Source organism: Sphingobacterium sp. UME9, assembly GCF_014170215.1.
Classification (GTDB): Bacteria; Bacteroidota; Bacteroidia; order Sphingobacteriales; family Sphingobacteriaceae; genus Sphingobacterium; species Sphingobacterium paramultivorum.
Genome location: NZ_LZZP01000013.1, coordinates 1,340,246 through 1,365,208, shown reverse-complemented (window position 1 = coordinate 1,365,208; position 24,963 = coordinate 1,340,246). Strand labels below are relative to the sequence as shown.

The 24,963-nt window shown below is 40.9% G+C and carries 20 protein-coding genes; 6 read left to right on the top strand and 14 right to left on the bottom strand.

Translation table 11 applies throughout. From position 1 onward, the window contains the following. Positions 1-210 precede the first annotated feature (210 nt). On the top strand, positions 211-870 hold the full coding sequence (locus tag A9970_RS24860; protein ID WP_182984089.1) for a DUF6266 family protein: 660 nt from the start codon (positions 211-213) through the stop codon (positions 868-870). Positions 871-931: 61 nt separating this feature from the next. On the opposite strand, the gene yajC is transcribed toward A9970_RS24860, so the two are convergent. From yajC to A9970_RS24840, 4 genes are read right to left on the bottom strand one after another with little or no spacing between them, the layout of a single operon-like run. Next, positions 932-1,252: a preprotein translocase subunit YajC gene (gene yajC / locus A9970_RS24855; RefSeq protein ID WP_088162141.1), complete on the bottom strand. Its 321-nt coding sequence runs from the start codon at positions 1,250-1,252 to the stop codon at positions 932-934. A 26-nt stretch (positions 1,253-1,278) separates the two neighbouring features. Next, entirely contained in the window at positions 1,279-1,740 is a 462-nt protein-coding gene (locus A9970_RS24850) for a DUF1573 domain-containing protein (RefSeq protein WP_182984088.1), read from the bottom strand. A 27-nt stretch (positions 1,741-1,767) separates the two neighbouring features. Next, positions 1,768-2,715 (bottom strand): transcription antitermination factor NusB, encoded by a 948-nt coding sequence (gene nusB / locus A9970_RS24845; protein WP_153846367.1) that lies wholly within the window; start codon positions 2,713-2,715, stop codon positions 1,768-1,770. A 60-nt stretch (positions 2,716-2,775) separates the two neighbouring features. After that, positions 2,776-3,855 (bottom strand): Glu/Leu/Phe/Val dehydrogenase, encoded by a 1,080-nt coding sequence (locus A9970_RS24840; protein ID WP_182984087.1) that lies wholly within the window; start codon positions 3,853-3,855, stop codon positions 2,776-2,778. Positions 3,856-4,036: 181 nt separating this feature from the next. Between A9970_RS24840 and A9970_RS24835 the strand changes: the two genes are divergently transcribed. Next, a complete protein-coding gene (locus A9970_RS24835; RefSeq protein ID WP_182984086.1) occupies positions 4,037-5,818 on the top strand; it encodes an ABC transporter ATP-binding protein in 1,782 nt (593 codons plus the stop codon). Between the two features lie 94 nt (positions 5,819-5,912). After that, a complete protein-coding gene (locus tag A9970_RS24830; RefSeq protein WP_182984085.1) occupies positions 5,913-6,257 on the top strand; it encodes a hypothetical protein in 345 nt (114 codons plus the stop codon). A 96-nt stretch (positions 6,258-6,353) separates the two neighbouring features. Here A9970_RS24830 and A9970_RS24825 read toward each other — a convergent pair whose 3' ends face one another. The 6 genes from A9970_RS24825 to A9970_RS24800 all read right to left on the bottom strand — a co-directional run bounded on the left by A9970_RS24825 (position 6,354) and on the right by A9970_RS24800 (position 13,538). Beyond that, positions 6,354-7,595 carry an MFS transporter gene (locus A9970_RS24825; protein WP_182984084.1) on the bottom strand — a complete coding sequence of 414 codons (1,242 nt, stop codon included), beginning with the start codon at positions 7,593-7,595 and terminating at the stop codon, positions 6,354-6,356. Between the two features lie 213 nt (positions 7,596-7,808). Beyond that, positions 7,809-8,903, bottom strand: coding sequence for a dipeptidase (locus A9970_RS24820; RefSeq protein WP_259655474.1), 1,095 nt, complete (start codon positions 8,901-8,903; stop codon positions 7,809-7,811). 1 nt (position 8,904) lies between these two features. After that, positions 8,905-10,011, bottom strand: coding sequence for a D-TA family PLP-dependent enzyme (locus tag A9970_RS24815; protein ID WP_182984083.1), 1,107 nt, complete (start codon positions 10,009-10,011; stop codon positions 8,905-8,907). 10 nt (positions 10,012-10,021) lie between these two features. Then, the gene (locus A9970_RS24810; RefSeq protein WP_075993294.1) at positions 10,022-10,486 is read right to left on the bottom strand and encodes a RidA family protein; all 465 of its coding nucleotides are present in this window, start codon (positions 10,484-10,486) and stop codon (positions 10,022-10,024) included. Between the two features lie 30 nt (positions 10,487-10,516). Then, positions 10,517-11,845, bottom strand: a complete 1,329-nt coding sequence (locus A9970_RS24805) for a gluconate:H+ symporter (RefSeq protein ID WP_182984082.1) — start codon at positions 11,843-11,845, stop codon at positions 10,517-10,519. A 235-nt stretch (positions 11,846-12,080) separates the two neighbouring features. Continuing rightward, positions 12,081-13,538 (bottom strand): aminoacyl-histidine dipeptidase, encoded by a 1,458-nt coding sequence (locus A9970_RS24800; RefSeq protein ID WP_182984081.1) that lies wholly within the window; start codon positions 13,536-13,538, stop codon positions 12,081-12,083. A gap of 128 nt (positions 13,539-13,666) precedes the next feature. Here A9970_RS24800 and A9970_RS24795 point away from each other — a divergent pair, with 128 nt between their 5' ends. Beyond that, complete coding sequence (locus A9970_RS24795; RefSeq protein WP_120332681.1) at positions 13,667-15,151, top strand: glycoside hydrolase family 130 protein; 1,485 nt, start codon at positions 13,667-13,669, stop codon at positions 15,149-15,151. On the opposite strand, the gene A9970_RS24790 is transcribed toward A9970_RS24795, so the two are convergent. Further along, on the bottom strand, positions 15,123-17,336 hold the full coding sequence (locus A9970_RS24790) for a glycosyltransferase family 4 protein (protein ID WP_182984080.1): 2,214 nt from the start codon (positions 17,334-17,336) through the stop codon (positions 15,123-15,125). The two genes, A9970_RS24795 and A9970_RS24790, sit on opposite strands and share 29 nt — an antisense overlap. Before the next feature lie 358 nt (positions 17,337-17,694). Between A9970_RS24790 and A9970_RS24785 the strand changes: the two genes are divergently transcribed. Further along, positions 17,695-18,285, top strand: a complete 591-nt coding sequence (locus A9970_RS24785; RefSeq protein ID WP_182984079.1) for a sugar O-acetyltransferase — start codon at positions 17,695-17,697, stop codon at positions 18,283-18,285. Positions 18,286-18,373: 88 nt separating this feature from the next. On the opposite strand, the gene A9970_RS24780 is transcribed toward A9970_RS24785, so the two are convergent. The 3 genes from A9970_RS24780 to A9970_RS24770 all read right to left on the bottom strand — a co-directional run bounded on the left by A9970_RS24780 (position 18,374) and on the right by A9970_RS24770 (position 23,947). Further along, entirely contained in the window at positions 18,374-18,790 is a 417-nt protein-coding gene (locus A9970_RS24780) for a GNAT family N-acetyltransferase (RefSeq protein WP_182984078.1), read from the bottom strand. Beyond that, on the bottom strand, positions 18,787-20,295 hold the full coding sequence (locus A9970_RS24775; protein ID WP_182984077.1) for an NAD(P)H-hydrate dehydratase: 1,509 nt from the start codon (positions 20,293-20,295) through the stop codon (positions 18,787-18,789). The genes A9970_RS24780 and A9970_RS24775 overlap by 4 nt, the downstream gene beginning before the upstream one ends. A 229-nt stretch (positions 20,296-20,524) precedes the next feature. Then, positions 20,525-23,947, bottom strand: a complete 3,423-nt coding sequence (locus A9970_RS24770; RefSeq protein WP_182984076.1) for a glycosyltransferase — start codon at positions 23,945-23,947, stop codon at positions 20,525-20,527. 165 nt (positions 23,948-24,112) lie between these two features. On the opposite strand from A9970_RS24770, the gene A9970_RS24765 reads away from it, so the two are divergent. Further along, on the top strand, positions 24,113-24,952 hold the full coding sequence (locus A9970_RS24765) for a DUF4846 domain-containing protein (protein ID WP_182984075.1): 840 nt from the start codon (positions 24,113-24,115) through the stop codon (positions 24,950-24,952). Positions 24,953-24,963: the final 11 nt, after the last annotated feature.

The window sequence follows — 24,963 nt, the reverse complement described above, 5'->3', positions numbered from 1 at the left end:
AATATCAGCTGGTAACCAAATTAGGATTTTTTACAGTGATTGTTCAGTGATCGTTCAGTGATCGTTCAGTGATTGTTCAGTGCAGACTGAATAAACAATGACTGATTACTGTCTAAACATAGACTAAAAATTGTGATTATGGATTACCTGATATTAGCATATTTCCTTTTTAATGCTTATCTTAATTATCTATAAGCTAACCAATAAATTATGGCAATTATCAAAAATGGCGTTAATGGGACTGTTTCCGGGAAAGCAGGCTCTGTTGTATTTGTGTCGACTAAAACAGGAAATTACGTACGCTCTCTCCCTCGCGTTAGAAAACGAGAGCCCACACCTGAACAGCTGCTGAGTAGAACACGCTTCAAAACTATGAGGTCGCATATGAGCGTGTTAAACCCGATCATCAATATAGGTTACAAGGCATACAGTTATCCGAAACGGGCCTATGATGTCGCAATGTCTTATAATTTGAACCATGCGCTTATTCAGGAAGAGAACGGTTTTGTAGTGGACTGGCAAAAATTTATGATTGCCAAAGGAAGCCCTAATCCCATCACTTCCTACACGATGGATTTCGATCAAGAAAACCAAGTACTTCTGGTTACTTGGGAATACGACGCCTATCTGGAGCAGAAATTTGACATGGGAACTTATGATTCGTTCTTATTCCTATATAATGCAGCGGATAATGGGGCTGAATATCCATTTTTGACGAATAAGGCGAAAAATAGCTTAATAGCTTGTAGACAAAATATTGATATACCGAAACATAAAAAGCAAGTGACCTATGAAGTGTATATCTTTTTTGTAGAGAGCTATGGAGGAGGTAATACAGACAGTATGCACTTAGGTAAGATAAAGGTTTGACCAGTACATAAAAAAGCCAGTTTTCTACGAAAACTGGCTTTCATTTCTTTTAGGAAAAAGCTTAAGAAGCGCTCTTCTCCGTGTTGTTAGCAGCTTTAGAAGCATCTAAAGCAACTGCTGATTTATCAAAACGGATTTTTACGCCCGAACCTACATCGACTAAGAAAGTAGTGTCTGATACTTCTACAATACGGCCGTGAATACCAGCTGTAGTTACCACCTTTGAATTTACACCTAATTGCTCAATATATTTCTTATGGTCTTTTTGTTTTTTCATCTGTGGTCTGATCATGAAGAAATAAAATACCACAACTAGACCAACCATCATTATCAGTTGACCATAACCGGCGCCACCTGCTGCTTGTAATAATACTGTATTCATTTGTTATTATATCGTTTAATAATGTGTTATTTTGCTAATACTTCGCCTTTCAGCTGCACCGTTGTTAAGCCATTGGAAGCATTCGATTGAATCGTAATGATCTTCTGCTGTTTACCAACCTGTCCTTCACTATTGAAAGTTACATGGATCTCAGATTTTCCACCTGGCAAAATAGGGCTTTTCGAAAACTCAGGTTGTGTACAACCACATGAAGCAGTCACTTTCGAGATAATAACAGGTGCATCACCCGAATTTTTCAACACAAAGGTGTGTTTTACCTGTGCGCCTTCCTTTACCTGACCGAAATCAAATGCAGACTCTTCAAATTCTACTTTTCCCAATTGTGCTGCCGCCTTAGAAAGGCTATCCGCAGCTGCTGTTTCAGTCGCTGTCTTGGCTCCTTCTTCTTTTCCTTTTTGTGCATTTCCACAAGAAAATAAAAGTACTGCCGACAAAGCTAAAACCGAATATTTGCCAAAGTTTTTCATTCGTATAAATTATTTATGCGTTTGGTTTTAATCTCTTAAACCACGACCTGCCTTCTGGATTCTTCCTTGTTGATTCAGATCGCTCAGTATTTTATCCAAGATACCATTGATAAATGTATTACTTTTCAATGTACTGAATACCTTAGAAATTTCAATATACTCATTTATTGTCACTTTCACTGGAATAGATGGAAAATTAACCAACTCACATATGGCCATACGCATCAATAATGTATCCATTAAGGCAATACGATCTGATTCCCAATTCTTCGTTTTCTCAGAGATAAGCTTTTGATATTCATTTGTATTGCGGATAGTTTTACCCAACAATGCAATGACATAGTCGCTATCATCATTCCAGTTTTGCGTAATCTCTGCAAGTTTATTTTTACGTGGATCTTCAGAACTAAAATTCTTAAAAGTCTTCGCAATCAAAGCCTGCAATACTTCTTTATCTACCGGCCAGTTGATGAATTTTTCTTCAAAAACCTGCTCTATAACCGGCGATTTCAAGATGATCTTTTTAAAGATATGCTTGATGATATCTTTTTCCGTACCGATCGAACGATCTTCTTGTTGCAAGTACTCCAAATAAGCTTCAGAATCCTTTAACTGCAAAAATACAGTACGTACGATCTCCGGGTCAAAGCTCCAGGAAATCTTATACTTTTTGACACCCTCTCCATATTGTGGATTTTGTCTCAATGACTCAATAAAAGTGTTTGTACTTAACTTGGTTGTTAAAGACAAGTCTTTTTCAGTTGGTAAAAACTTATTGGCCCTACCCTCTGCATCTATTAAGACATAATCAGATACTTCATCTAAAAGATTCAGTGTCCACATATACATCTCATAAACTTCATCCACATTTTTTAATAGTGCTTTCTCAAATGTTTTGATGTCTTTATCTTCCGAAAGACTGTACGCATAAAGCGTTTGCACTACTTTTACCCTCAGGTGTCTCCTGTTTAACATAGTAATTTTAAAGAACGATTTTTTATAAAATAATAAATAAGAACGATTTTGGGATGAAGACTATCTCTTGATTTTTTTAATATCTTGGATACGCTTCTCCGCGATGCGATTGGCCGCTTCAAAAGTTGAGATATTCTCTTCTTTTGATTTTTTTAACACGTCTCTAGTCGCATTATAAATATTTTTGATCACAAATTCAGTGTGATCTACACCATAATTTTGAATTTCTGAATAACAGCCGATTAATGCACCAGCGTTGATCAAATAGTCAGGGGCGTATAATATACCTCTTTCATGAAGGATAGCACTTGTAACAAGTTCATCTTTCAATTGATTATTGGCAGAACCAGCAATAATTTTGCATTGCATTTTCTGTGCGGATTCTGGATTTACAGTACCGCCTAATGCACAGGGAGAATATACATCAAATTCGTGATCGAATACTTCACCGTAAGGGATTGGCTCTGCTTTGTATTTGGCCGCCACTTTCAGCATTTTTTCTTCCGTAATATCGCTGACATAAACACGTGCATTCTCTTCGCGCAACATCGCAATTAAACGCTCACCAATACCACCTACTCCATGTACAATCACTTTTTTACCGGCAACACTTTCCGATCCATAAAGCTCTTTCAAACAAGCTTTTATACCAAAATAAACACCTTGAGCCGCAAAGATCGAAGGATCACCTACACCACTACCATGAATTGCTTTTGGTAAACCAGCAACATGGTCAGTCTCCGTATAAATATGTTCCAAATCGCGTTGTGTGGTACCTACATCCAAAGAAGCAATGAAATTACCATTCAATCCTTCAATAAACTGGCCCAAACGGCGCAATAAAACCTCAGATTTGTCCAAGCGGCTATTACCGATAATAACAGCACTTCCCCCGCCTAAATTCAATCCAGTGATGGCAGATTTATACGTAATGGCCTTGGATAAACGTAAAGCATCCTCAATAGCTTCTTCTGTACTTTCGTATGGTAACATACGAACCCCTCCTATCGCAGGCCCCAAGGTTGTATCATGGATCGCAACGATAGCTTTCAAGCCCACTAATTCATCATTACAGAAAAATAAGTTTTGATGGCCAGACTGGCTCATCAATTCAAAAATAGAATTTTGAGATGTTGACATAAAATGTACTACTCTAATTTGTTTTAATTTTTTAAGGTACTTGATGCAAAAGTAGGAAAATTATTCGTTGTGCATAACAACTTTTTTTATCCAAGACTTAACATTTGATTTCCGAATGACAGTAAATTCGCTCAAATCATAAAGCATTTTGATGAATTAGTCCTACTTTTGTATTCGTAATATGAAGGATCTCGCCTACTTAAATAAGTACTTTTATAAATACCGCTGGAAACTGATTCCAGGGGTTATTTTTGTTATCATCTCCAACTATTTCGGAGTATTGCCTGCAAAGGTGATTCGCGAAGCATTTGATTTGGTACAGGAAAACATCTATCTATACCGTCTATTTGATGGTTTCGACAGACAGGAACTCATCTACCAGGTATTTGGCACCAGCCTCCTGTTTTTTGGTTTTGTTGTCCTCCTACTTTCGCTGTTGCGGGGCATATTTTTATTCTTTATGCGTCAGACAATCATTTTAACGTCGCGTTATATTGAATACGACCTCAAAAATGAGATCTATAATCATTACCAAGATTTAAACTTCGGTTTCTTTCGGAAGAACAATACCGGAGATCTCATGAGCCGAGCCACCGAAGATGTCAATCAGGTACGTAACTACCTCGGACCTGCCATCATGTATGCGATCAATACCATAGTTTTATCGATCATGGTCATCTATGCGATGTATAGCGTCAATGGACGGTTGGCTACTTATGCATTGGCGCCAATACCGGTCCTATCGGTTATTATTTTATTTGTCAATAAGATTATTAACAAGCGTAGCTTAAAAATACAGAAACAACTGGCGAACCTTTCTTCTTTTGTGCAGGAAACTTTTGCAGGTATCCGCGTCATCAAGACCTATACCAGAGAACAAAACAAAATGCAGGAATTTGAGAAGGAAAGTACCATTTACCGTAATACGGCTCTTGATCTCGTCAAAGTGCAGGCTGTTTTCTTTCCGCTTATTCTATTGCTCATTGGGCTCAGTACGGTAATCACCATTTATATTGGTGGAATTGAGGTTGCCAAAGGAACAGTCACTGCCGGAAATATTGCTGAGTTTATCATCTATGTCAACCAGTTGACTTTCCCTGCCATGTCTTTGGCTTGGGTTACATCATTGGTGCAACGTGCTGCAGCCTCACAAAAACGCATCAACGAATTCCTCCATACTGAATCTCCAATTTTTAACGGAACAGCTACCAAAGAACTAGCGGGTGAAATCAGGGTTGATGGAATCTCCTTTACCTATCCGGAAACAGGTATTCAGGCAATTAAAAATATATCATTCCAAATTCCGGTTGGCAAAACACTTGCTATTATCGGAAAAACAGGATCCGGAAAATCCACGCTGGCCAACTTACTCCTTCGGATGTATGATATCGACAAAGGAAGTATTCATTATGATAGTCTTGAAATTAAAAACCTTGATTTCAAAAGCTTGCGCCAACAAGTTGGATTTGTCCCACAAGATGTTTTCCTATTTTCAGATACTATTGCCAATAATATAGGCTTTGGTTTAGACCACTTTACACAGGAACAAGTGGAACAGGCCGCCAAAGATGCCGCTGTATACGACAATATTATAGCTTTTGAAGATGGATTTGAAACCGCCGTTGGGGAACGTGGTATCACCCTCTCCGGTGGACAAAAACAACGGGTTTCCATCGCACGCGCTTTAATTAAGGAACCCAAAGTATTGATTTTTGATGACTGTCTTTCAGCCGTAGATACAAAAACAGAAGAAACAATTCTCCGTTCGCTAAGCCGCATCATGAAAGGCAAGACCTGTATTTTTATTGCCCATCGCATCTCGACAATCAAGAATGCAGACCATATATTGGTGATGGATCAAGGAGAGATTGTAGAACAGGGTACACATGCTGAATTGATGGAGAAAAGAGGTGAATATTTTGAACTCCATGAAAAGCAATTACTGGAAAGTGTCGAAGGATAATTAAAATATCCCTGAATTCAGCTAAAGGATGAAAGGGATATCTCTCCTAAATTTGTCTTAAATATTTAAGTCAAACATTTTACATTAAAGGATCATGGAGAGACCCCCTATTCAGAAGGCTACGTCAAGTGACGGAAAAACAATTGCTATTATTTCTTACTTAACCATCATCGGCCTTGTTGCTGCCATCATTATGAACAACAAGGAAAAGACTGCTTTAGCGCAATTCCATATCCGACAAAGTATAGGAATTTCAGTAACAGGAATGGCTTTGGGACTGTTACGTTTTGTTCCAGGTATTGGCGGAATAGCCATTAGTATTGTTGGATTGCTCCTACTTATTGCTCTTATATTAGGATTAATATCCGCATTTTCCGGAGAGCGGAAACCACTCCCTTTCATCGGTGAAAAATACCAGGAATGGTTCAATATGATCTAATAGGCATTTTCAAGACATGGAGCACCTTCCCATCAAAGCTGCTCCATGTTATCGTTTTTTATGAACGTTCTGCCTTTAATTGAACGTAGCGCATCTTTAGCTAGCTTTCATATCCGGCACCGCTTTCTCCTCTTTAAAAAACAGGGCAAATAGTACAAGACAAAAACCAGAAATACCTGCTGGAATAAACCAAAGATATTCCCAAAATTGAGCAGCATAAGCTGTTTTTAGGTAATCTGAAACAGCACCGGCAACCCAAAATCCGATCAGCATCCCTACACCATACATCGCGATGGTAATAAGCCCCTGTGCAGAAGCTTTGTATTTTTCACCAGCAATTCGATCGGTATAGATCTGACCCACTACGAACATAAAATCATAGCAGATGCCATGCAATAAAATTCCGAATAGCAATAAGAATGACCGTTCCTGTCCGTCGCCGTAAGCAAAAAACAAATAACGGAGTGCCCAGGCCGCAATGCCCAGTAAAATCATCTTTTTATACCCCAAGCGTCTAAAGAAAAATGGAATCAACAACAGGCAGATGGCTTCGGAAAATTGCCCCAATGCCATTTTTGCTGTGGGGTTCGGTATTCCGGCGTTGACCAAGAATGGGTTCGCATTTTGATAATAGAACGAAATGGGAATACAGATGACAATTGCTGTTACAAAAAAAATCAGAAAACTCCGCTGTTTTAAAAGCTTCAATGCATCCAAACCGATTGCCTTTCCAAAATCAAACTTTTCATCTCTAAGCTTCACCTGTGGTGGTGTTTTTGGCAATGCTAGACTGAAGACCGCCAATAATAACGAACAAACCGCGCCCATAATAAAGGTATTATGCAGAGCACCTGCCTGTATCGATTCGGGAGCATCCCAACGGAACAAATAACTGATCACGAGTCCCGAACAGATCCAACCGATCGTTCCCCACACGCGTACCCCCGGAAAATACTTCTTCGCATCTTCAATATGCCGGAATGCGATCCCATTGGATAAGGATAGCGAAGACATGTAAGCCATAAAATAGACAAATACATAGGGATAAAAATGTGTCGCATCGGGTGCCTGCGACATCCCGTAAAGTAGTGCAGCTCCAATGAGATGTAATGCTGAAAGTACCCGCTCGGCATTAAAATATCTGTCGGCGACAAAACCCACAAAAAAAGGAGCAAATACAGCACCAAGGGATTGTGTTGCAAAAATATTCGCGACCTCCATACCCGAGGCATTGAGCGATTTAATGAGGTATGTTCCCAAAGTAACAAACCAGGCCCCTTTGATAAAATATTCTAAAAACATCATAAGGGACAATTGGACGCGTAATACTGGTTTCATCGATTAATTCGTGTTGGAGGTGTTTGTTTTGATTTATTTCATCGGTTTCAATGACCACGTAGACGCCTTATGTTATTGATACACACAACGACAGCGAGCGATACGATTGCTGAAGTAACGCGCTCGTTGTCCTCGAGTGACTATCGCTTAAACAGGCTATTGTCTTCGGTTGTCATTACTCTATACAAGCTCAAATAGAGCTCTATTTTATTCTTAAGATTCGGGCAATGCATTTCGCATAAAATTAAGCCAGTTCTTGCTGGCAATCTTTTCAAGATCGGTGTTACCATACCCTCTTTTTGACAGGATACCAAATACTTTTTGGATATCAGCAATAGTTTCCAGATCATAAGGACACTGCTCACGGCCAAATGCTCCGTCTAAATCGCTCCCCACGCCAACATGATCGACATTTCCTGCCAATTGACAAATATGATCAATATTGTTGGCCATGATATCCATGGAGCAATTGCTTGTTTTAGGGTCGGATACACCTCGGACCCAATTCGGTACCATCATCCAAGCATCGAGCGCTACACCGATCACCGCTTTTTTCTCCACAAGTGTCTTAATCATTTCATCACTGAACTGCCTATTATGGTCCACAAACTTGCGGCAATTATTATGACTGGCCCAAATCGCACCCTGATAACGTTGGACAGCATCCCAAAAAGCATCATCATTTAGGTGTGTCGCGTCCAATATCATCCCCAATCGCTCCATTTCCTGCAACAACCTTATTCCCTGCTCATTAAGCTTGCCAGACGAATCTGTTCCATTGGCATATCTACCTGGCCCGTAATGTGCTGGCCCAATCGCTCTTAAACCATAGTTATAGGCTGTTTCGAGATAGCTGATATCCACAATGGAATCGGCACCTTCCAGACTCAGCAGATATCCGATTGGCTTATCGGCATGATCGCCGCCATCCGACCAAAGCGCCAAATGTTGGTCCAAATCAGTCTTTGTACAGATCATTTTCATTTGTCCATCGGCTTCCATTGCTTTATACCATGCAAGCTGTCCCTGTGTTTGCGCCCATGCCTGTTCCGGTGAGTACCAGCCTGGTAATGGGCTATCGGGTTTTACGAATCGAGCGATTTGTGTGGCAACAACCAAACCAATATGACCACGACGCAATTCGTCAAAAGTGACGGTTGCCTTAGCCCGATCAGGCTTGTCATCCATCCCCTTTTCCCTACGATTCAGTTCGGTAATCGGCAATCGAAGATCCCGATTCCATTCCATGGCGTTCATACTCAAATCCAAATGTGCATCGACCAAAAATGGCATTTCAAATTCGTACATATCAATAATTTATCTTTTTATTTCGCGCATAAACAGTCCAAATTTGATCTGCCTGCCGTTCATTGACAACTTGAAGTTCGCCATAACAAGCTACTGTCGGACAGATATGTCGTGGCACGGCATAAAGGGCATCGCCGATATTAAATTGTGCGGTATTGGAAACTTCAACGACCAAATGTTCTTCACTCTGCATTTTTATTTCGCCAATACGGGGATCGAAAAACTTGACGCGAGGCTGCGGCGATTCACATGCAACTGATTTATACCCCAGGTCCAAACAAAGGTGCTTGTGATCAACGATAGAAACGACACGCGTCAAAAGTACCGCCGCAAGCATAAAATCCTGTTCTGCGTAATTTTCGGCATAGCCAAAATCCCAAAACACAAACGTTCCGGGACTGCATTCTACATCGCTGCGTTCGGCATGAAAAGTGAAACTTGGCGAACCGCCAATAACTTTAGTCAAAGGCTTAGAAGTGGACACCTGCGCCATAAGGTAGGCGGTTTCGAGTATACCATATGAATGTTGGGATTGCTTTTCGCGAAGTTTATAATCCTTGTCATGAATATGACCGTCATAACCATGCACACCTACCAACTGAATACCTTCCAAAAGATGGATATCCATAACGAGACGCTCAATCCCTTCTAAAGGTACTCCGGTACGGCCCATGCCAATATTAACATCCAGATAAACAGCGCTGCGTAAGCCTTTCGACAAGCTCCGCTTTGAAATCTCCTGTGCTGCATCGACATGATCCACAAGACAGGCAAAATGTGTCTCCGGAAAGGCGGTTACAAGATTCAAAAAACGATTTATCTTTGGCCCTACGGGCTGGTATGCCAACAAAACATCTTTTGCACCGATAACACCCGATAGTTCAGCTTCTGCAATGGTTGCACACTTAAACTTTGTTATCCCCCTATCCATCATCAGTTGGCATACTTCCCGACACTTGTTCGTTTTGATATGCGGCCGCAATCGATCAGCCCGCCCATGCACAATATGTAAAGCGCGGTCTATGTTCTTGACAATGCGATCAGGGTAGACCAGCAAGGCTGGCGAATCGACCTGATCGACATCATGTATATGGCACCAAGTTTCCATACAATTCAGATTAGTATAACTCAAATAATGCTTCGATTTCTACGGGAATATTATCGGGCAAAGAACCAAATCCAACTGCACTACGTGTTCCAATACCATTCTCTTCTCCCCAAACCGCAGCGAATAGCTCACTACAGCCGTTAATTACACCTGGATGATAAAGAAAATCCGAGGTACAGTTGACCATACCCAATACCTTGATCACACGCTTGATTTTGTTCAATGAGCCCAAATTGGTTTTAATGGTCGACAACATGGTTAGGCCAACCTGTCTGGCTGCAAGTTTGCCTTCTTCAGGACTGATATCACTTCCAATTCGACCGATAATTAATGCAGCATCATCTTGTACGGGACCATGACCAGAGAGATACAGGTACTTGCCGTCAATGACGTATGGTTTATAGACACCTTTAGGTGCCGGTGCCGGAGGTAATGTCAAACCTAATTTTTCGAATTGTTCATCTGCGTTGTACATCTTTAACGATTTTAAAGTTTAAAATAATAGCTAATATAAAATTAATTGCAATAGTAAAACAGCAAGGAGCCCAACAATGGAAACAATCGCTTCCATGATCGACCAGGAAAATAACGTATCCTTTATGCTAAGGCCAAAGTACTCTTTAAATAGCCAAAATCCGGCATCATTGACATGGGAGAACATCAGACTTCCGGCTCCTATCGCCAGTACCATGAGATTAGGATCTGCTTTTCCCCCTGTAACAATAGGTAGCAGGACACCAGCGGCTGTCAAGGCGGCTACTGTGGCCGAGCCGACACAACCTCTGATAACAGCTGTAATTAACCAAGCCAACAGTAAAGGTGAAATGGTGAGCTGTTGCAGGGTATTGGCCAATAACAGACTGACTCCACTGTCCTCCATCACTTGTTTAAAGATTCCCGAGCCAGCAATAATCAATAGAATCATGGCAATATCTTTCACCGCAGACTCATAGATTGTCATCACATTGGTCATCGATCGTCCCAATTTCAATCCTAATAAATAGGTTGCTACACCGACCGCAATAACCATAACAACGGTAGGGTTGCCGATAAACTTAACTCCCTGCTGCAGCGCTATATTGGTTGTATGATAGCAATAAGGAAGCAGTGTAAATAAAACAATGAGCAATACCGGCAGCAAAGCAACAGCCAAACTTACTCCCACTGTCGGGCGCGGATACTGCGCTGACTCCGAACGATCTTTCTCGCGAAAAATTGATTCCTGACTTGCCCGTATATTTTTGAGGCTTCTTCCAAAAATTGGCCCACCCAAAATAATAGCAGGTATGGCGATCAAAAGACCATAGATAAGTGTCAGTCCCATATCAGCGTGAAACAGGGCAACTAATGCAACCGGCGAAGGATGCGGCGGAATAAAACCATGCGTTACAGACAGGGCTGCCAGCATCGGTAATCCAATATATACTGTCGGCAACTTATAGCGGTAGGAAATCGAAAATATCAAGGGAACTAATAAGACAAATCCGATTCCATAAAATAGCGGTATTCCAACGATAAAACCCGTCAACATAAGCCCCCACTGCAGGTATCGCTCTCCCATCAGGCGGACCATTTGCTCAGCAATTATCTCGGCGGCCCCACTTTCAGCTACAATTTTCCCCAACATTGCGCCCAATACAATAATTAAAGTCAGGCTCCCCATAACGCCCGCAACGCCCTTTTCAACTGTCCCCACTAACTGTGCCGGTGGAATACCCAAACAAAGTCCACTGAGTAAGGAAACAACTAAAAAAGCGAGAAAGGCATTGATCTTAAAATAAGTTATGCAAAGGATAAGCAAACAAATGCTGATTACAATGAGGATTATAGTCATTATATCACTATTAGGTTTTCCCTCAATTTGAGAGCTTGTATAAAATTTGGTCTATTAAATCATTTTTTCATCCTGAAAGTAAGGTTATTTTTCATTTTTTGCAAGGAAAATGAAAAATTAATGAAAATAAAAAAGGTATGGCTTACACCATACCTTTCTGTTTCCGTGACCTATCTCTTTTTGCTTTCATGACCTATCGTCAAAAAAAAACCAGCAATAGGCCCTTGTTGAAAATTTATTTTTTAGGGATCTCTTTGAGAATTTCGAGCACAAAACTCCAAAACTTCTGCACCGAAGAAATGGAGACACGCTCTGCAGGCGAATGTGCACCTAAGATTGTTGGTCCAAAAGAAATCATATCCATTTCAGGATAGTTTGTTCCCAAGATACCGCACTCAAGCCCGGCATGGCAAGCCACCACTTCTGGAGCTTCACCATGTTGTCTCGTATAAATTGATTTGAGCACTTCTAAAATCTCAGAATTCGGATTAGGTGCCCATCCTGGATAATTGCCCGAAAAACCGACGGTAAAACCACCCAGTTCAAATGCAGCTTGTAAAGATTGGGCTAAATCAAATTTAGACGTTTCAACAGAAGATCTGGTTAGACATTTGATGGAAACCTTTTCCCCGCCTACTTCTACTTTAGCAATATTATTGGAGGTTTCTACCAAATCTTCAAAATCGGCACTCACACGATATACACCATTTAAGGCCGCATAAACACTGTTGATCAAGTTTTCCTGCACGTTTACTGGAACTACTGTTGCATAAGCAGCATCAGTTTGCTTCACGACAATTTCCATAGCCGGTTCTGTCGTTGCAAATTCCAATTTGATATCTTGAGCCAATTGTGTCAAATTCTGAACAAAGTCAGTTGCTTTATCCTTAATAATGACCACCTTTGCAACACTTTCTCTCGGAATTGCATTGCGTAGACTTCCGCCCAATAAAGAAGCAATACGCAATCCATAATGTGCATTGGCGCCAAATAGCAAACGGTTCATTACTTTATTGGCATTGGCAAAACCTTTATGAATGTCCATACCAGAATGCCCCCCATGTAGTCCTTTTACTGTAATTTCAAAAGATAATGTATCAAAAGGACAAGGCTCTGCAACGTAGGACTGCGTTGCCGTCACATCAATGCCCCCGGCACAGCCAATATCGATTTCAGTATCATTCTCTGTATCCAAATTCAACAGGATTTCGCCCGAAAGCACACCGCCTTTTAAACCTAAAGCTCCGGTCATACCTGTCTCTTCATCAATGGTAAACAAGGCTTCAATGGCAGGGTGTTCAATAATGGATGATTCCAAAATCGACATGATTGTCGCAACGCCAAGACCATTATCTGCACCCAAAGTGGTACCCTCAGCTTTTACCCAATCACCATCAACGTACATCTTAATACCTTCATTATCGAAGTCAAAAACAGTATCGTTATTTTTTTGGTGCACCATATCCAAATGCGACTGCAATACAATCGTTTTACGGTCCTCCATTCCCGGAGTAGCGGATTTTTTGATGAGCACATTACCAATCTCATCAACGCTTGTTTCTAACCCCAAGGATTTACCAAAGTCTACCATAAAGGCAATCACGCGCTCTTCTTTTTTAGAAGCTCTCGGGACCGCATTCAATGCAGAGAAATTTTTCCAAATTGCTTTTGGTTCTAAACTATTTTCAATCATATCTAAAATTTTTCCTTGGTCAAAGTTACTCCATTTTTATTAGATATCCGGTGATTATTGGCTTAGAATAAAAACAAAAGCCAATCACTGTTCGTTCTAATACAGGGTATAAACATCAACATATCATTATGCATAGACCAGTACAAGTTGAACGGAAGGATATTTACTTTAAACCTGATAAAAAGAGAGTGCTAGCACGTTTTTTTTCGTTGGGAGATGACCGCACGATAAAAGTTATCAAACGCCTTCTATCGCTTAACGAATTGGAACGGAAAGAGGTATTTGGACAGGTCCTGCGAAGCTATACGAAAAGACATCGTAGCATTGTCCATATATTTGAACGTAATTTTGACCGAATAAGCCACTTATTGGAGAAGATTCCATTTCCAAAGGAAAAGCTAAGTCAAATTGACAAGCTACTGATCGGATCCTACTTCACCATGGAATATTCGATTGAGTCAGCGGCATTATTTAATCCCTCCATTATCGAACATCCGGACCAGACAGAGTTATTCAAAGGTGAAAAACGGGTTATTTTGAGTTTCAGGGCTACAGGAGAAGGCCATGTCTCTTCAATCGTTTTTCGATCAGGCACATTGGATGTCGACAATAATATACATATCGATTATGTTGGCAGTTTATTGGATAAGCCCATACAAGTCAAAAATCACCGTTATCACAAGGAATCGTTCTTAAAGAAAATGAATGAGCTACATGCCGAACCAACGGAAGTCAAGTCCAAGCTAGAGGAAAAGCTAACAGAAACATTTACCTACGAAGAACTCAAACGGTACATCGATGAAGTGCGACGCGATAGTGACGATAATCTGGAAAATATTACATTTCTGCAACAGGCGCTCTGGCTTGCATCTTCACATTATGAAATGACTTTCTCCCTGGATACTTCCATTTCGGAACGTGTCATATTTCCTATCGCCGACACAGAAAAAAGAGGAATTGAAGACGCTCGCTTCGTCCAGTTCCGAACCGAAAAAGGTGAGAGCACGTACTATGCAACATACACCGCTTACGACGGATTCAGCATCCTCCCGAAATTACTCACCACAAAAGATTTTTACCATTTTAAAGTGAAACCTATTTATGGTGAAATTGCCAACAAGGGGGCGGCACTATTTCCACGTAAAATAAATGGACGTTACGCCATGCTCTGCCGCATTGATGGTGAGAACAACTACATCGCCTACTCCAATAATATCAATATATGGCAGGAAACGGCAATCCGGATTCAGCAGCCAGAATATCCGTATGAATTTGTTCAGATCGGAAATTGCGGTTCGCCAATAGAAACACAATACGGCTGGCTGATTCTAACCCATGCCGTAGGACCAATGCGTGAATATGTCTTAGGGGCAGCTCTTTTGGACTTGGATAACCCGCATGTGGAAATTGGGCGCCTACATAGCCCATTGATGACACCCAATGATGAGGAACGGGAAGGGTATGTACCAAACGTCATTTATTCCTGCGGAGCCATCGTACACAACGAACACCTTATCTTACCTTATGCGATGTCCGATTATGCATCAACCTATGCGACCATCAAGCTCGAAGATCTATTGCTCGCTATCTTGAATCCTGATCGTTATCAATAAAAGCACGATAAGCTACGATATAAGCCAAATAGAAACAAAGGGTGCTCTCCGCCCCTTGGTTTCTATTGATGCCATAGGATTCAAGGCCATCACAGCAACCTTTGGTTTCCTCATCATACAAACCGAGCCGAAGATCATTCTCTCCTAAAAACCAGCGGAAAGAAGCAATCATACGGGTAAAATAGACCTTTTTATTGGTTAATCGAAAAGCTTCACGATACATAAATACCATTGCCGTGACATCGAGCGGCTGCTGGCCAAACTTACTGATATGCTTTCCTTGCTTGGCCCATTCCTGGTTTCCTACCAATGAAAGCGCACCATTCTGGACAGTCATACTTTCGAGAAACTTTAAAGTCGATAGGCCCAACTGTTTTATTGTTTCATCGTTCAAAAAAGGATAGGCCGTCAATAACGCATAGGGCAAAATTGCGTTGTCATAACTCAATACCGCTTCAAACCATTGCCAGTTTTCATCTGAGCTTGCTTCGTATTCCCGTACCAGCTTGCCGATAAGTGCCCGCATCAGCTCTATCATCACCTCGTCATTGGATTGATGATGCAAATATTCCGCAATTCCCAGTACAGTATAAGCTATCGCTCGGTTGGAACGCAACTGGCCAAAATTTGGAACGGCCCTAAAAAACAGCTCATGTCCCAATTGATAATAACTTGTCAATTTTGTTTCCCGAAGAAGCACCCCCAGTGCCCATATCGTCCGTCCAAAGGAGTCTTCCGAACCGACCTCATCGAGGAAACTATGCTGGAAATTCATAAAATTATGAAAAAGCCCATCTTCGCGCTGATGATAATAGATATAACTCAGATAAGTCGAAATACGACGGTCAAGCCTTTTGTCAGCAAAATCTTGCTGCGCCAATAAAGCAACTAAAAGCGCTCTCGCATTATCGTCAAGACAATAGCCCTCTTTGTAGTTCGGTAGCGAATAAGTTGCATGCTGTAAGATACCGACTTGATTGGTCAGTCTGTCGATATGCTTCCAGCTGAATTTAGGCATTTCCTCTTTACTAAATCCTACATTTTCTTTGAGGCTATCGTAGGTAGGAATAATTTTATCTAAAATTCGTGTGTACCGGAGGCCTATATTTTTCCAGGTCATCTCTTTACCAAATATACGGGCATTGTCTCTTAGTGTCGTGCGATAGTCCAAATTTGAAAACAGATTTTTGAGCACCTCGGCCATCTTGGCTGAATTTTTAAATTCCACCAACACGCCCCTCCCATCAGCTAGCAGCTCTTTGGCATGCCAATAGGGAGTGGACACCACCGCAGCTCCGGCACCAATAGCGTAAGACAATGTTCCACTTGTAATCTGTGCCTCATTAATATAAGGTGTAACATAAACATCACAGGCACATAGATACTCCACAAGATCGGCCTGACTGACAAAGGAATTGACAAATTGCACATGTTCCTCCAACTGATAGGCTTCCACGAGACTACCCAGATATTCCCGATATTCCTCGCCGGAATGTGCCAATACATTGGGATGCGTTTTACCAACAACGAGGTACAACAGATTCGGTTCATCCTTGACGACCTCAGGTAGGGATTCAATCACCATTTCAATTCCCTTGTTACGCCCCAAAAAACCAAAGGTCAATAAAACTTTCTTTCCAGAAAGCCCCTTTTTAAGTTTTGCAAGCTCATGATCCAAGGTAAACTCTGGAACCCCGTGCTGTATCAGCCTCACTTTAGAGGTATTGACTCTATAAATGGATTTGAGTAATGTAATTGCATAATTGCTCATGACGATTACAATGGAAGCACGTTTTACAATTTCAATAAGAATGGCCTTTTCATCAACATTTGGTTTTTCAAGAATGGTGTGAAAATTAACGAGTAGCGGAATGTGCAATGCATTAATCAATGATAAGATATACATGCCGCTATTCCCTCCGAAGATGCCATATTCGTGTTCGAGTATGACACAATCGTACCCGTTTTCATTAATATAATTTGCTGCTTCAATATAGGACAATTGACGATGTTGATCTATTTTAAACACGACCTCACTGGGATAAACATAGTCCCGATCCGCGACCGCAAAAACATGTTGCGTCAGTTCCTGATTATGCAGTGCTACAGCATGCAACAAATCTGAAGTAAAAGTGGCAATCCCACATTCTTTGGGCAAGTAGGTACTTATATAAGCAATCTTCATTGGAATAATATTTTGAATATAGCCCGGACAAAGGCAATAGCATAGTGTGCTCCAATATCTAAATGCATCTCGAACCAAAATTGTTTGTCACAACTGTATGAATTAAATCGGAGAAAGGTTTAACGACACTTTGTGGGGATCAGTAGGTGCTATAAAACCTGGCGCTGGAAAGCTGTCCATTTGTTGAAAACAGGATAATTTAATGGAAAACAGGGTATTCATTGGTTATGCTTAGTAGAAAACAGGGGCTTGATTATGCGAAATAAGAGCGCTCAATATCCTAGATTCACAACGCGTAGATTGCTATTGCTTTTAAAAATCAATTTATCTAAGTTTGTTACAGAAAAACGGGCATTGAATGAAATCAGCAAAGGAAAAAATGATTGCCGGACTTCCCTATATCGATTCGGAGGGGCAATTATTTAAGGAAAGACAATACGCAAAAGAAGAACTGAAGCGATTTAACGATTCGGAACCTAAACAACTGAAATTCAGAAAACAGATCATTCAAAAACTGTTTAAAGCGACGGGAACTCGATTCTTTCTCGAACCTCCTTTTCGTTGCGATTATGGTTATAATATTGCTATTGGTGAGAACTTTTACAGCAACTATAATTGTACGATTTTAGACGGCGCGCCGGTTACCATAGGTGACAATGTATTATTTGGGCCCAATGTAAGCCTCTTTACAGCTGGTCATCCTCTCCATTTTGAAGCAAGAAATCAAGGTTGGGAATTTGCTTTGCCGATCGTTATCGAAGATAACGTATGGATCGGTGGACATGTTGTCGTCAACCCCGGTGTGCGAATCGGAAAAAATTCGGTCATTGGTTCTGGATCGATCGTCACAAAAGATATACCAGCGGATGTCGTAGCTGCAGGCAATCCTTGCCGGGTGATACGTAACATTACCGAAGCGGATCGGATCACCTACGCTGAAAATCTGTAGGGATAACACAGGTCACAAGGGATAACATAGGTCACATTTATGGGGAAAAGGATCTATCTTCCCGCTTACACTATATTCCCACTTACAGTTAATGTATAGGATCATCTGTTATAGATAATGAATAGGTGACGGTGTCTTCATGCTGTTTTAGAAGAACAAATCCATTACTTGTCCAAAAATGTTGCTGGTCGCCGGTCACATTTGCAAGAAGATATTGACCAGCAAATGTATGGATAAAAAGCCGTGCATAACGCAATAATGCGGTCCCTATTCCTTTTAGTCTTAGATCTGGGGCAACGGCAAGGAAATGGATTGTATAAGTATCACCTGAACTAATCAGGCTCAGCACGCCTACCACTTCGTTTCCATCGTAGGCCGCAAAATGTGTCGCTTCAAAATCGCCATCCAACATCACCTCGACCAACTTACCTTCCGAAGCGAAAACCTCTTTTCGAAGTTTCCAGGTCCGGGCGGCAAAAACTTGTTCAATGTACCAATCTATCATAATCCTTTTTCTAATGAGATAAATGCGTCGGAAAGATGATTAATGGTATCCGAAGGTAATAAGGAATAGGTGCCGATCGTCTTCACTGCAATATCTGCCGCCCGCCCATGGATATATACCCCCATAATTAAAGCCTCTTTAGAAGAATAGCCCTGTCCAAGCAAGGAGGTGATTATCCCCGTCAGGATATCGCCACTGCCTCCTGTTGCCATCCCAACATTGCCTGTACTATTGAAATATACCTGCCCATCAGGCATAACCATCGCACTATTGGCCCCTTTTATTAACACGTAAAACTGATGTTTACGCGCAAAGACTTTCACTTTCTCCATCTTTTCGAAATCATCTTGCCAAGCACCCAATATCCGGCTAAGTTCTTTGGGATGGGGAGTCAATATACTGTGCGCTGGAACAAAAGCCCAGAGATCCGGTTCGCAGGCGAGAATATTTAAGGCATCAGCATCTAATACCAAAGAGGTATCATTAATACGGGTTATAAATACCTTTAGCGCATCAATTGTATTCGGCGCTGTTCCCATGCCGATTCCAACACCCACAGACTGGTAGCCATCGATGGCCGGGAATTGGCTAATAAAATCTTGTTCAGGATCAGTCAACACCATCGCTTCTGGCACGGCGGTCTGTAAGATGGTATTACCATCGTCAGGCACATAAGCGGAAGCTAAACCGCAACCCGCTCGGAGAGCCGCTTTTAGCGCAAGCTGAACAGCCCCCATTTTACCTTTACTTCCGCCAATAATCAGGCTATGACCAAATGTTCCCTTATGATCAAATTTCCTTCGTTGTCGATAAAAGGACCTGACAAGCGACTCGTCGACATAAAAAAGATTGGTTTCTACCGCTTCAATTGCTCGTTGGCTTAGATCGATATCCAATACCTTGAAGTCTTTTACATACCATTGGTTTTCGGGTAGCAGCAAGGCCATCTTGGGGAACTGAAAGGTATAAACCAAATCTGCCTTTACTATTGGAACATCTGCAGCAGTCTTTTTATCTGCCAGTAATCCAGAAGGCATATCGACGGAATAGATCCTTGCACCACATCCATTTATACTAGAAATAAGTCCAATCCAGTCTGCTGTTAATACACGCTTTAATCCATAACCAAACAGGCAATCCAGTACGATTGCATCGGAAGGGATAGCAATCTGGTCTTCCGCAGCAACTTTTTGAATGATATGATTGGGCAAACGCTTTTGATTGGCAAGATTATCAGCGGAGTAATCCTCCACATCAATTAAATAAACCTTGACTTGGGCCTGTTGTTGATCTAACAGACGAGCCAACACCAAGCCATCGCCGCCGTTGTTTCCTTTACCGCAGAAGATTAAAAAGGTACTGTACTCCAATCGGGGATGAAGCTTTTTAATTTCCTCAAAAACAACTGTTGCAGCTCGTTCCATCAGGTCTAGACTACTGATTTTTTGATCCTTTAGGGTTTCACTATCAATCCTGTTTATCTGCTGAGCGGAAAGTATCTTCATTTGGCTGTTATTTTTATTGAAAGTACCTATTCTCAAGGTCAATTAAAAATCTCGGTATATTTTTTGGCGCGCTGGCGATAGTGATCCTAGTGTAGGATCCGACGAAGGAACTACATCGGATCGCTATCGTTTAGCTCATGCACGTGTCTGCTTTTTATTCACTTGTTGTTACCGGCTTCTTATCCACTTGTTGTTACCGGCTTCTTATTCACTTGTTGTTACCGGCTTCTTATTCACTTATTGTTACCTGCTTTACTCCCCCTGTACGTTTCAAGGTACCCCAGGTATTCAATTCACCTTTAATGGCTTTTCTGACAGACTTGAATAAAACGAAGTACATCAGTTGACGCCAGAAAAAACGCTGCGGAAACAAATAAATTAAATTGCTAAGCTTCTCGCCTTCCATTTTAAAGGCAATACCTGCAAAGAACATATCCACGAATACAAAAAGGAAGTAATAAAACATCACTTGACCAAAACCGTTATGCAGTGAAAATAATCCTGCAATTCCCGTCCAGCTGATACCATTTACCTCGCTTAAGGAGAAAAGACCACTCACAAGAGAGAATAACATAAAAATATCGGCCAAAGGAGCAAATAAAGGAAGTATAATCTGAAAAATCAGAATATTAGGCATTCCGACCATACCAAAATAGCCATATTTGGGATTCAACAAGGTCTGTTTATTTTTCCAAAAACTCTGTAACACACCAAAACTCCAACGGAAACGTTGCTTGAAGAGCATTTTGACCGTATCTGGTGCTTCCGTATAAGCGATTGCTTCAGATGAATTTCGCACGGTATAACCCGCTCTTAATATACGCATGGTTAAATCACAATCTTCCGCTAACGTATCCGTAGTAAATCCGCCCACTTCCAAAATAACAGATCTACGAAAGGCCCCAATTGCTCCTGGTACGACCGATATCATATTGAGCAAATCGAACGCTCTCCGATCCATATTCTGTGAGGTGATATATTCGATCGATTGCCAATGTGTCAATATATTATGCACATTTCCCACTTTAACACTACCCGCAACAGCGGCGATCTGAGGTTTATTGAAATATTTCATCAACTGTTTTAACGCATCTGTTTTCAGTTGTGTATCGGCATCGATACAAAGCACAAACTGTGCTTCGGATTGTTGGATACCATAGTTAAGCGCAAACGCTTTCCCCCCATTTGGTTTTGTAAATAACCTTACTTTAGGATGATCGCCATACACCTTACTGACAATCTCAAAAGTTTTATCTTTCGATCCATCATCAACAAAAATCAATTCATAATTGGGATAATCCAAATTCAACAGGCTTTTTATCGTTGCCAACACTGTTATTTCCTCATTATAGGCAGGAATGATCACACTTACCTTTTCCCGAGGTTCCACAACCAATTGAGATCGCTCTTTTTTACTTTTTTGTTTTTGTCGGATTGCCAGATAAGCAATCATTGCTGTTCTAAAAATTGCCAATACAATTGCAATGGAAAAAACCAAGTTAAGGAAGATGTTACCGTAAAACAATGTTCCTAAGAACAAGCGATTGGAAGATCCACTAAATCCCGAATCGGAAGCATTTTCTACAGGGGGCATCAATTCATCACGTTTTTTTCCCATTAAATCTCCAATCTTCGCAAATTTATAACCATGAGATTTAAAATAATGAATAATACGCGGCAAGGCGGCTATAGTCGCTTCTCGATTGCCTCCGGCATCATGTAATAGAATAATGTTTCCATTATCGCGTTGTTTGATGACTTCATTATAGATTTCATCTGCCGTACGACCAGGTAACCAGTCGTTGGGATCAATGTACTCTCCAATATTGATGTAGTTCTCTTTCCGGCTCTGAGCAACAGGCAGAATTTCGGCAACAGTCTGTGGTTCGGCATCAGCATTAAAAGGAGCCCGGAAAAGAATTGTACTATGACCGGTTATACATTCGATGATCTTTCGGGTGGCATTCAGTTCAAACTTAACGCGATTTGGGCCTATTGTAGACATATCAGGATGAAAAAAGGTATGGTTACCGAGTTCATGCCCCTCTTGATATTCTCTCCGAACCAAATCCATATTTTTCTCAGCCATAACACCAACAAGAAAGAAAGCTCCGGGAACATGTTCCTTTTTTAAGATATCCAATACTTGTGGTGTATACGTAGGATCGGGACCGTCATCAAAGGTCAGAACTACAGTATTATCTCTTTCTCCAAAGCGTTTGATTACATAATTACTTGGCGTCCTTACATACTCCTGATTCTGAACCATGAGCGTTGATGGGTCATAAGTGAATTTAACTTCCCCCGGAGCGGGACTATTGACCAAGTCCAAAATTTCCCCATCGCCAATATATTGAATACCCCCGACATTGATCTGGCTTATCTTTCCAAAGTCAAAAGGTTCTTTTTTCAAGTTTTCTTGACCCAATGATCGTGAAATAAATGACCATAAACGGGCATCTTCACTTCCTAAACGCCACAGTGCGATACCGGCCAGCCCCCAGTCATCTGCTTTACGGATAAGATTAAAATAGGTTGCAGCGTCTGTAAAATAGACATCATGATGCATCCCTGTCCCATCTTTGTAGCTAAAGTTGAGATTTGCAGATTCGGGATCAAAAGTAATCTTAGCATTGTAATTATGCGCCAAAATAACAGCGTTATCATAAGTCAATGTCTTACCAACACTGCCTTTTGGCCAATCATATCCATAACAGGCCAAAGCCAGAATCACCTTGTCTGCATCGATCTTATTGCAAAGTTCATCGAGATTTTTTTCAACCCATGCCTGATGTGAAATGGCGCCGGCATTACTTTCAATGGAATGCTGATCATAAGCCATCAAAATAATATAGTCGTTGTATTTTTGTAACGCAATGGGATCGTAATCATCATTTTCAGGTGAAATATCCTGAGTGACAAGCAGGCCCTCCGTATGAAATACGGTATAGATATGGGCCATAAAATCGTTTAATGGCTTGTGATCATCCAACTGTAAATTCTCAAAGTCAATATTTATACCAGCAAAGCCATTGCGCTTCACTTTAAGAAGGATGTCGTCTATAAAACGCTGTTGTTTATCCGGATTAAGTAAAATAGCCTTTACAGTCTGCCCGTCAAAATCATTACCACTAAAATTGGAAATCTGTGCGATAGCTTTGCGCTTATATTGATGAATGACCTTAAGTGCAGCAGTATCTGCTTTATCCACTACTGTATCTTGATTAGGCACAGTAAAAAAGGATTCCATAGCAACCATATCCAAATGACCAATATTGCGGCGTAGATCCGATAGAGACTGCTCACGGACTTCATTAGACCAAGAACTGACATAAAACCCCATATTGATTCTATCTTTGGTACCAATATGTTTCAAATGCTTCAGCTCCCGGTCACGTTTAATCTTCTCTAATTCGGATTTTACAATGGTAAACTCCTTAAATTGTTTGGATTTTTTTAATCTGGCGGTGGACTTTTCAGTCAACGCTGTGTTGGTATTAATTGTTGGAAAAGGAGGAATCTGAATCTTTCCCAATGTATAAACCACACATATAACACCAATGATCAAACCAATCACCAATGCTCTGCTCATCCATGAAAAAGCGTACCAGCGCTTTTTGCTTGACGTCTGAAAAATCTGTTTTCCTGACATAATCGTATTCTTATTAACTTCGGCTAAGCTACATCAGAAAATGATCCAAAAAGTTGATGAATAGCTTAAAAATTTCTTAATTTTTTCAAATGATTCACACTTCGAATTATATCTAAATTTAAGTATATTCGATGAAACGCAATACACTAGCTCAGAAACTTTTATATGAGATCAATATATGTACTCATTCCACTCCTCTCGTGTCAGGTTTTCAGTGGATGTGGGCAGCCAAATGTTGCTGCACCAAATAACAAAACTTTGAATCCGGCAACTATTGAGTCAATAGCACCTGACGGGAATCAGTTTATCAACCCCGATGGGATGACGATCAAATCGCGCATTTTGTTACCAGAAGGCTTTAAAAGACCTACCTATAAGGTAGAAGAATTTGGAAAATTTCTCGAAAATCTTCCATTATACCCCATCACCCAGGAGGTACATTATTATAACGGAAAAATTAAACCTAGAAATAACATCTACAATAGCGTTGTGAAACTAGACATAGGGAAGCGCGATTTGCACCAATGCGCCGATGCTGTAATGCGGCTCAGGGCAGATTACTTATACCAACAAAAGCGGTATAAGGATATCAAATTCAACTTCCTTTCCGATAGCAAACCCCGCGCGTATACAAGCTACGCAAAAGGAGACTACTCCTACCCAACCTATTGGAAATACCTGGAATATGTGTTTGCCTATGCCAATACAGCTTCGTTACACGATGAGCTGCCCAGCGTAAAAACGACTCAGGAAGTTAAGATTGGAGATACTTTTATCCAGAAGGGATCACCCATTGGCCATGCAATCATTGTAGTTGATCTAGCTAAGGACAGTACTGGAAAAACAATCGTGCTGCTCGCGCAAAGTTACATGCCAGCCCAAGAAATACAAATTTTAAACAATTGGAACAACAGCACGCTTAGTCCTTGGTACGATATAGACCAGGATATTATAAAAACCCCTGAATGGACATTTTATTCTAAAAACCTCAAAACCTGGGAATAGCCAGCGCTATA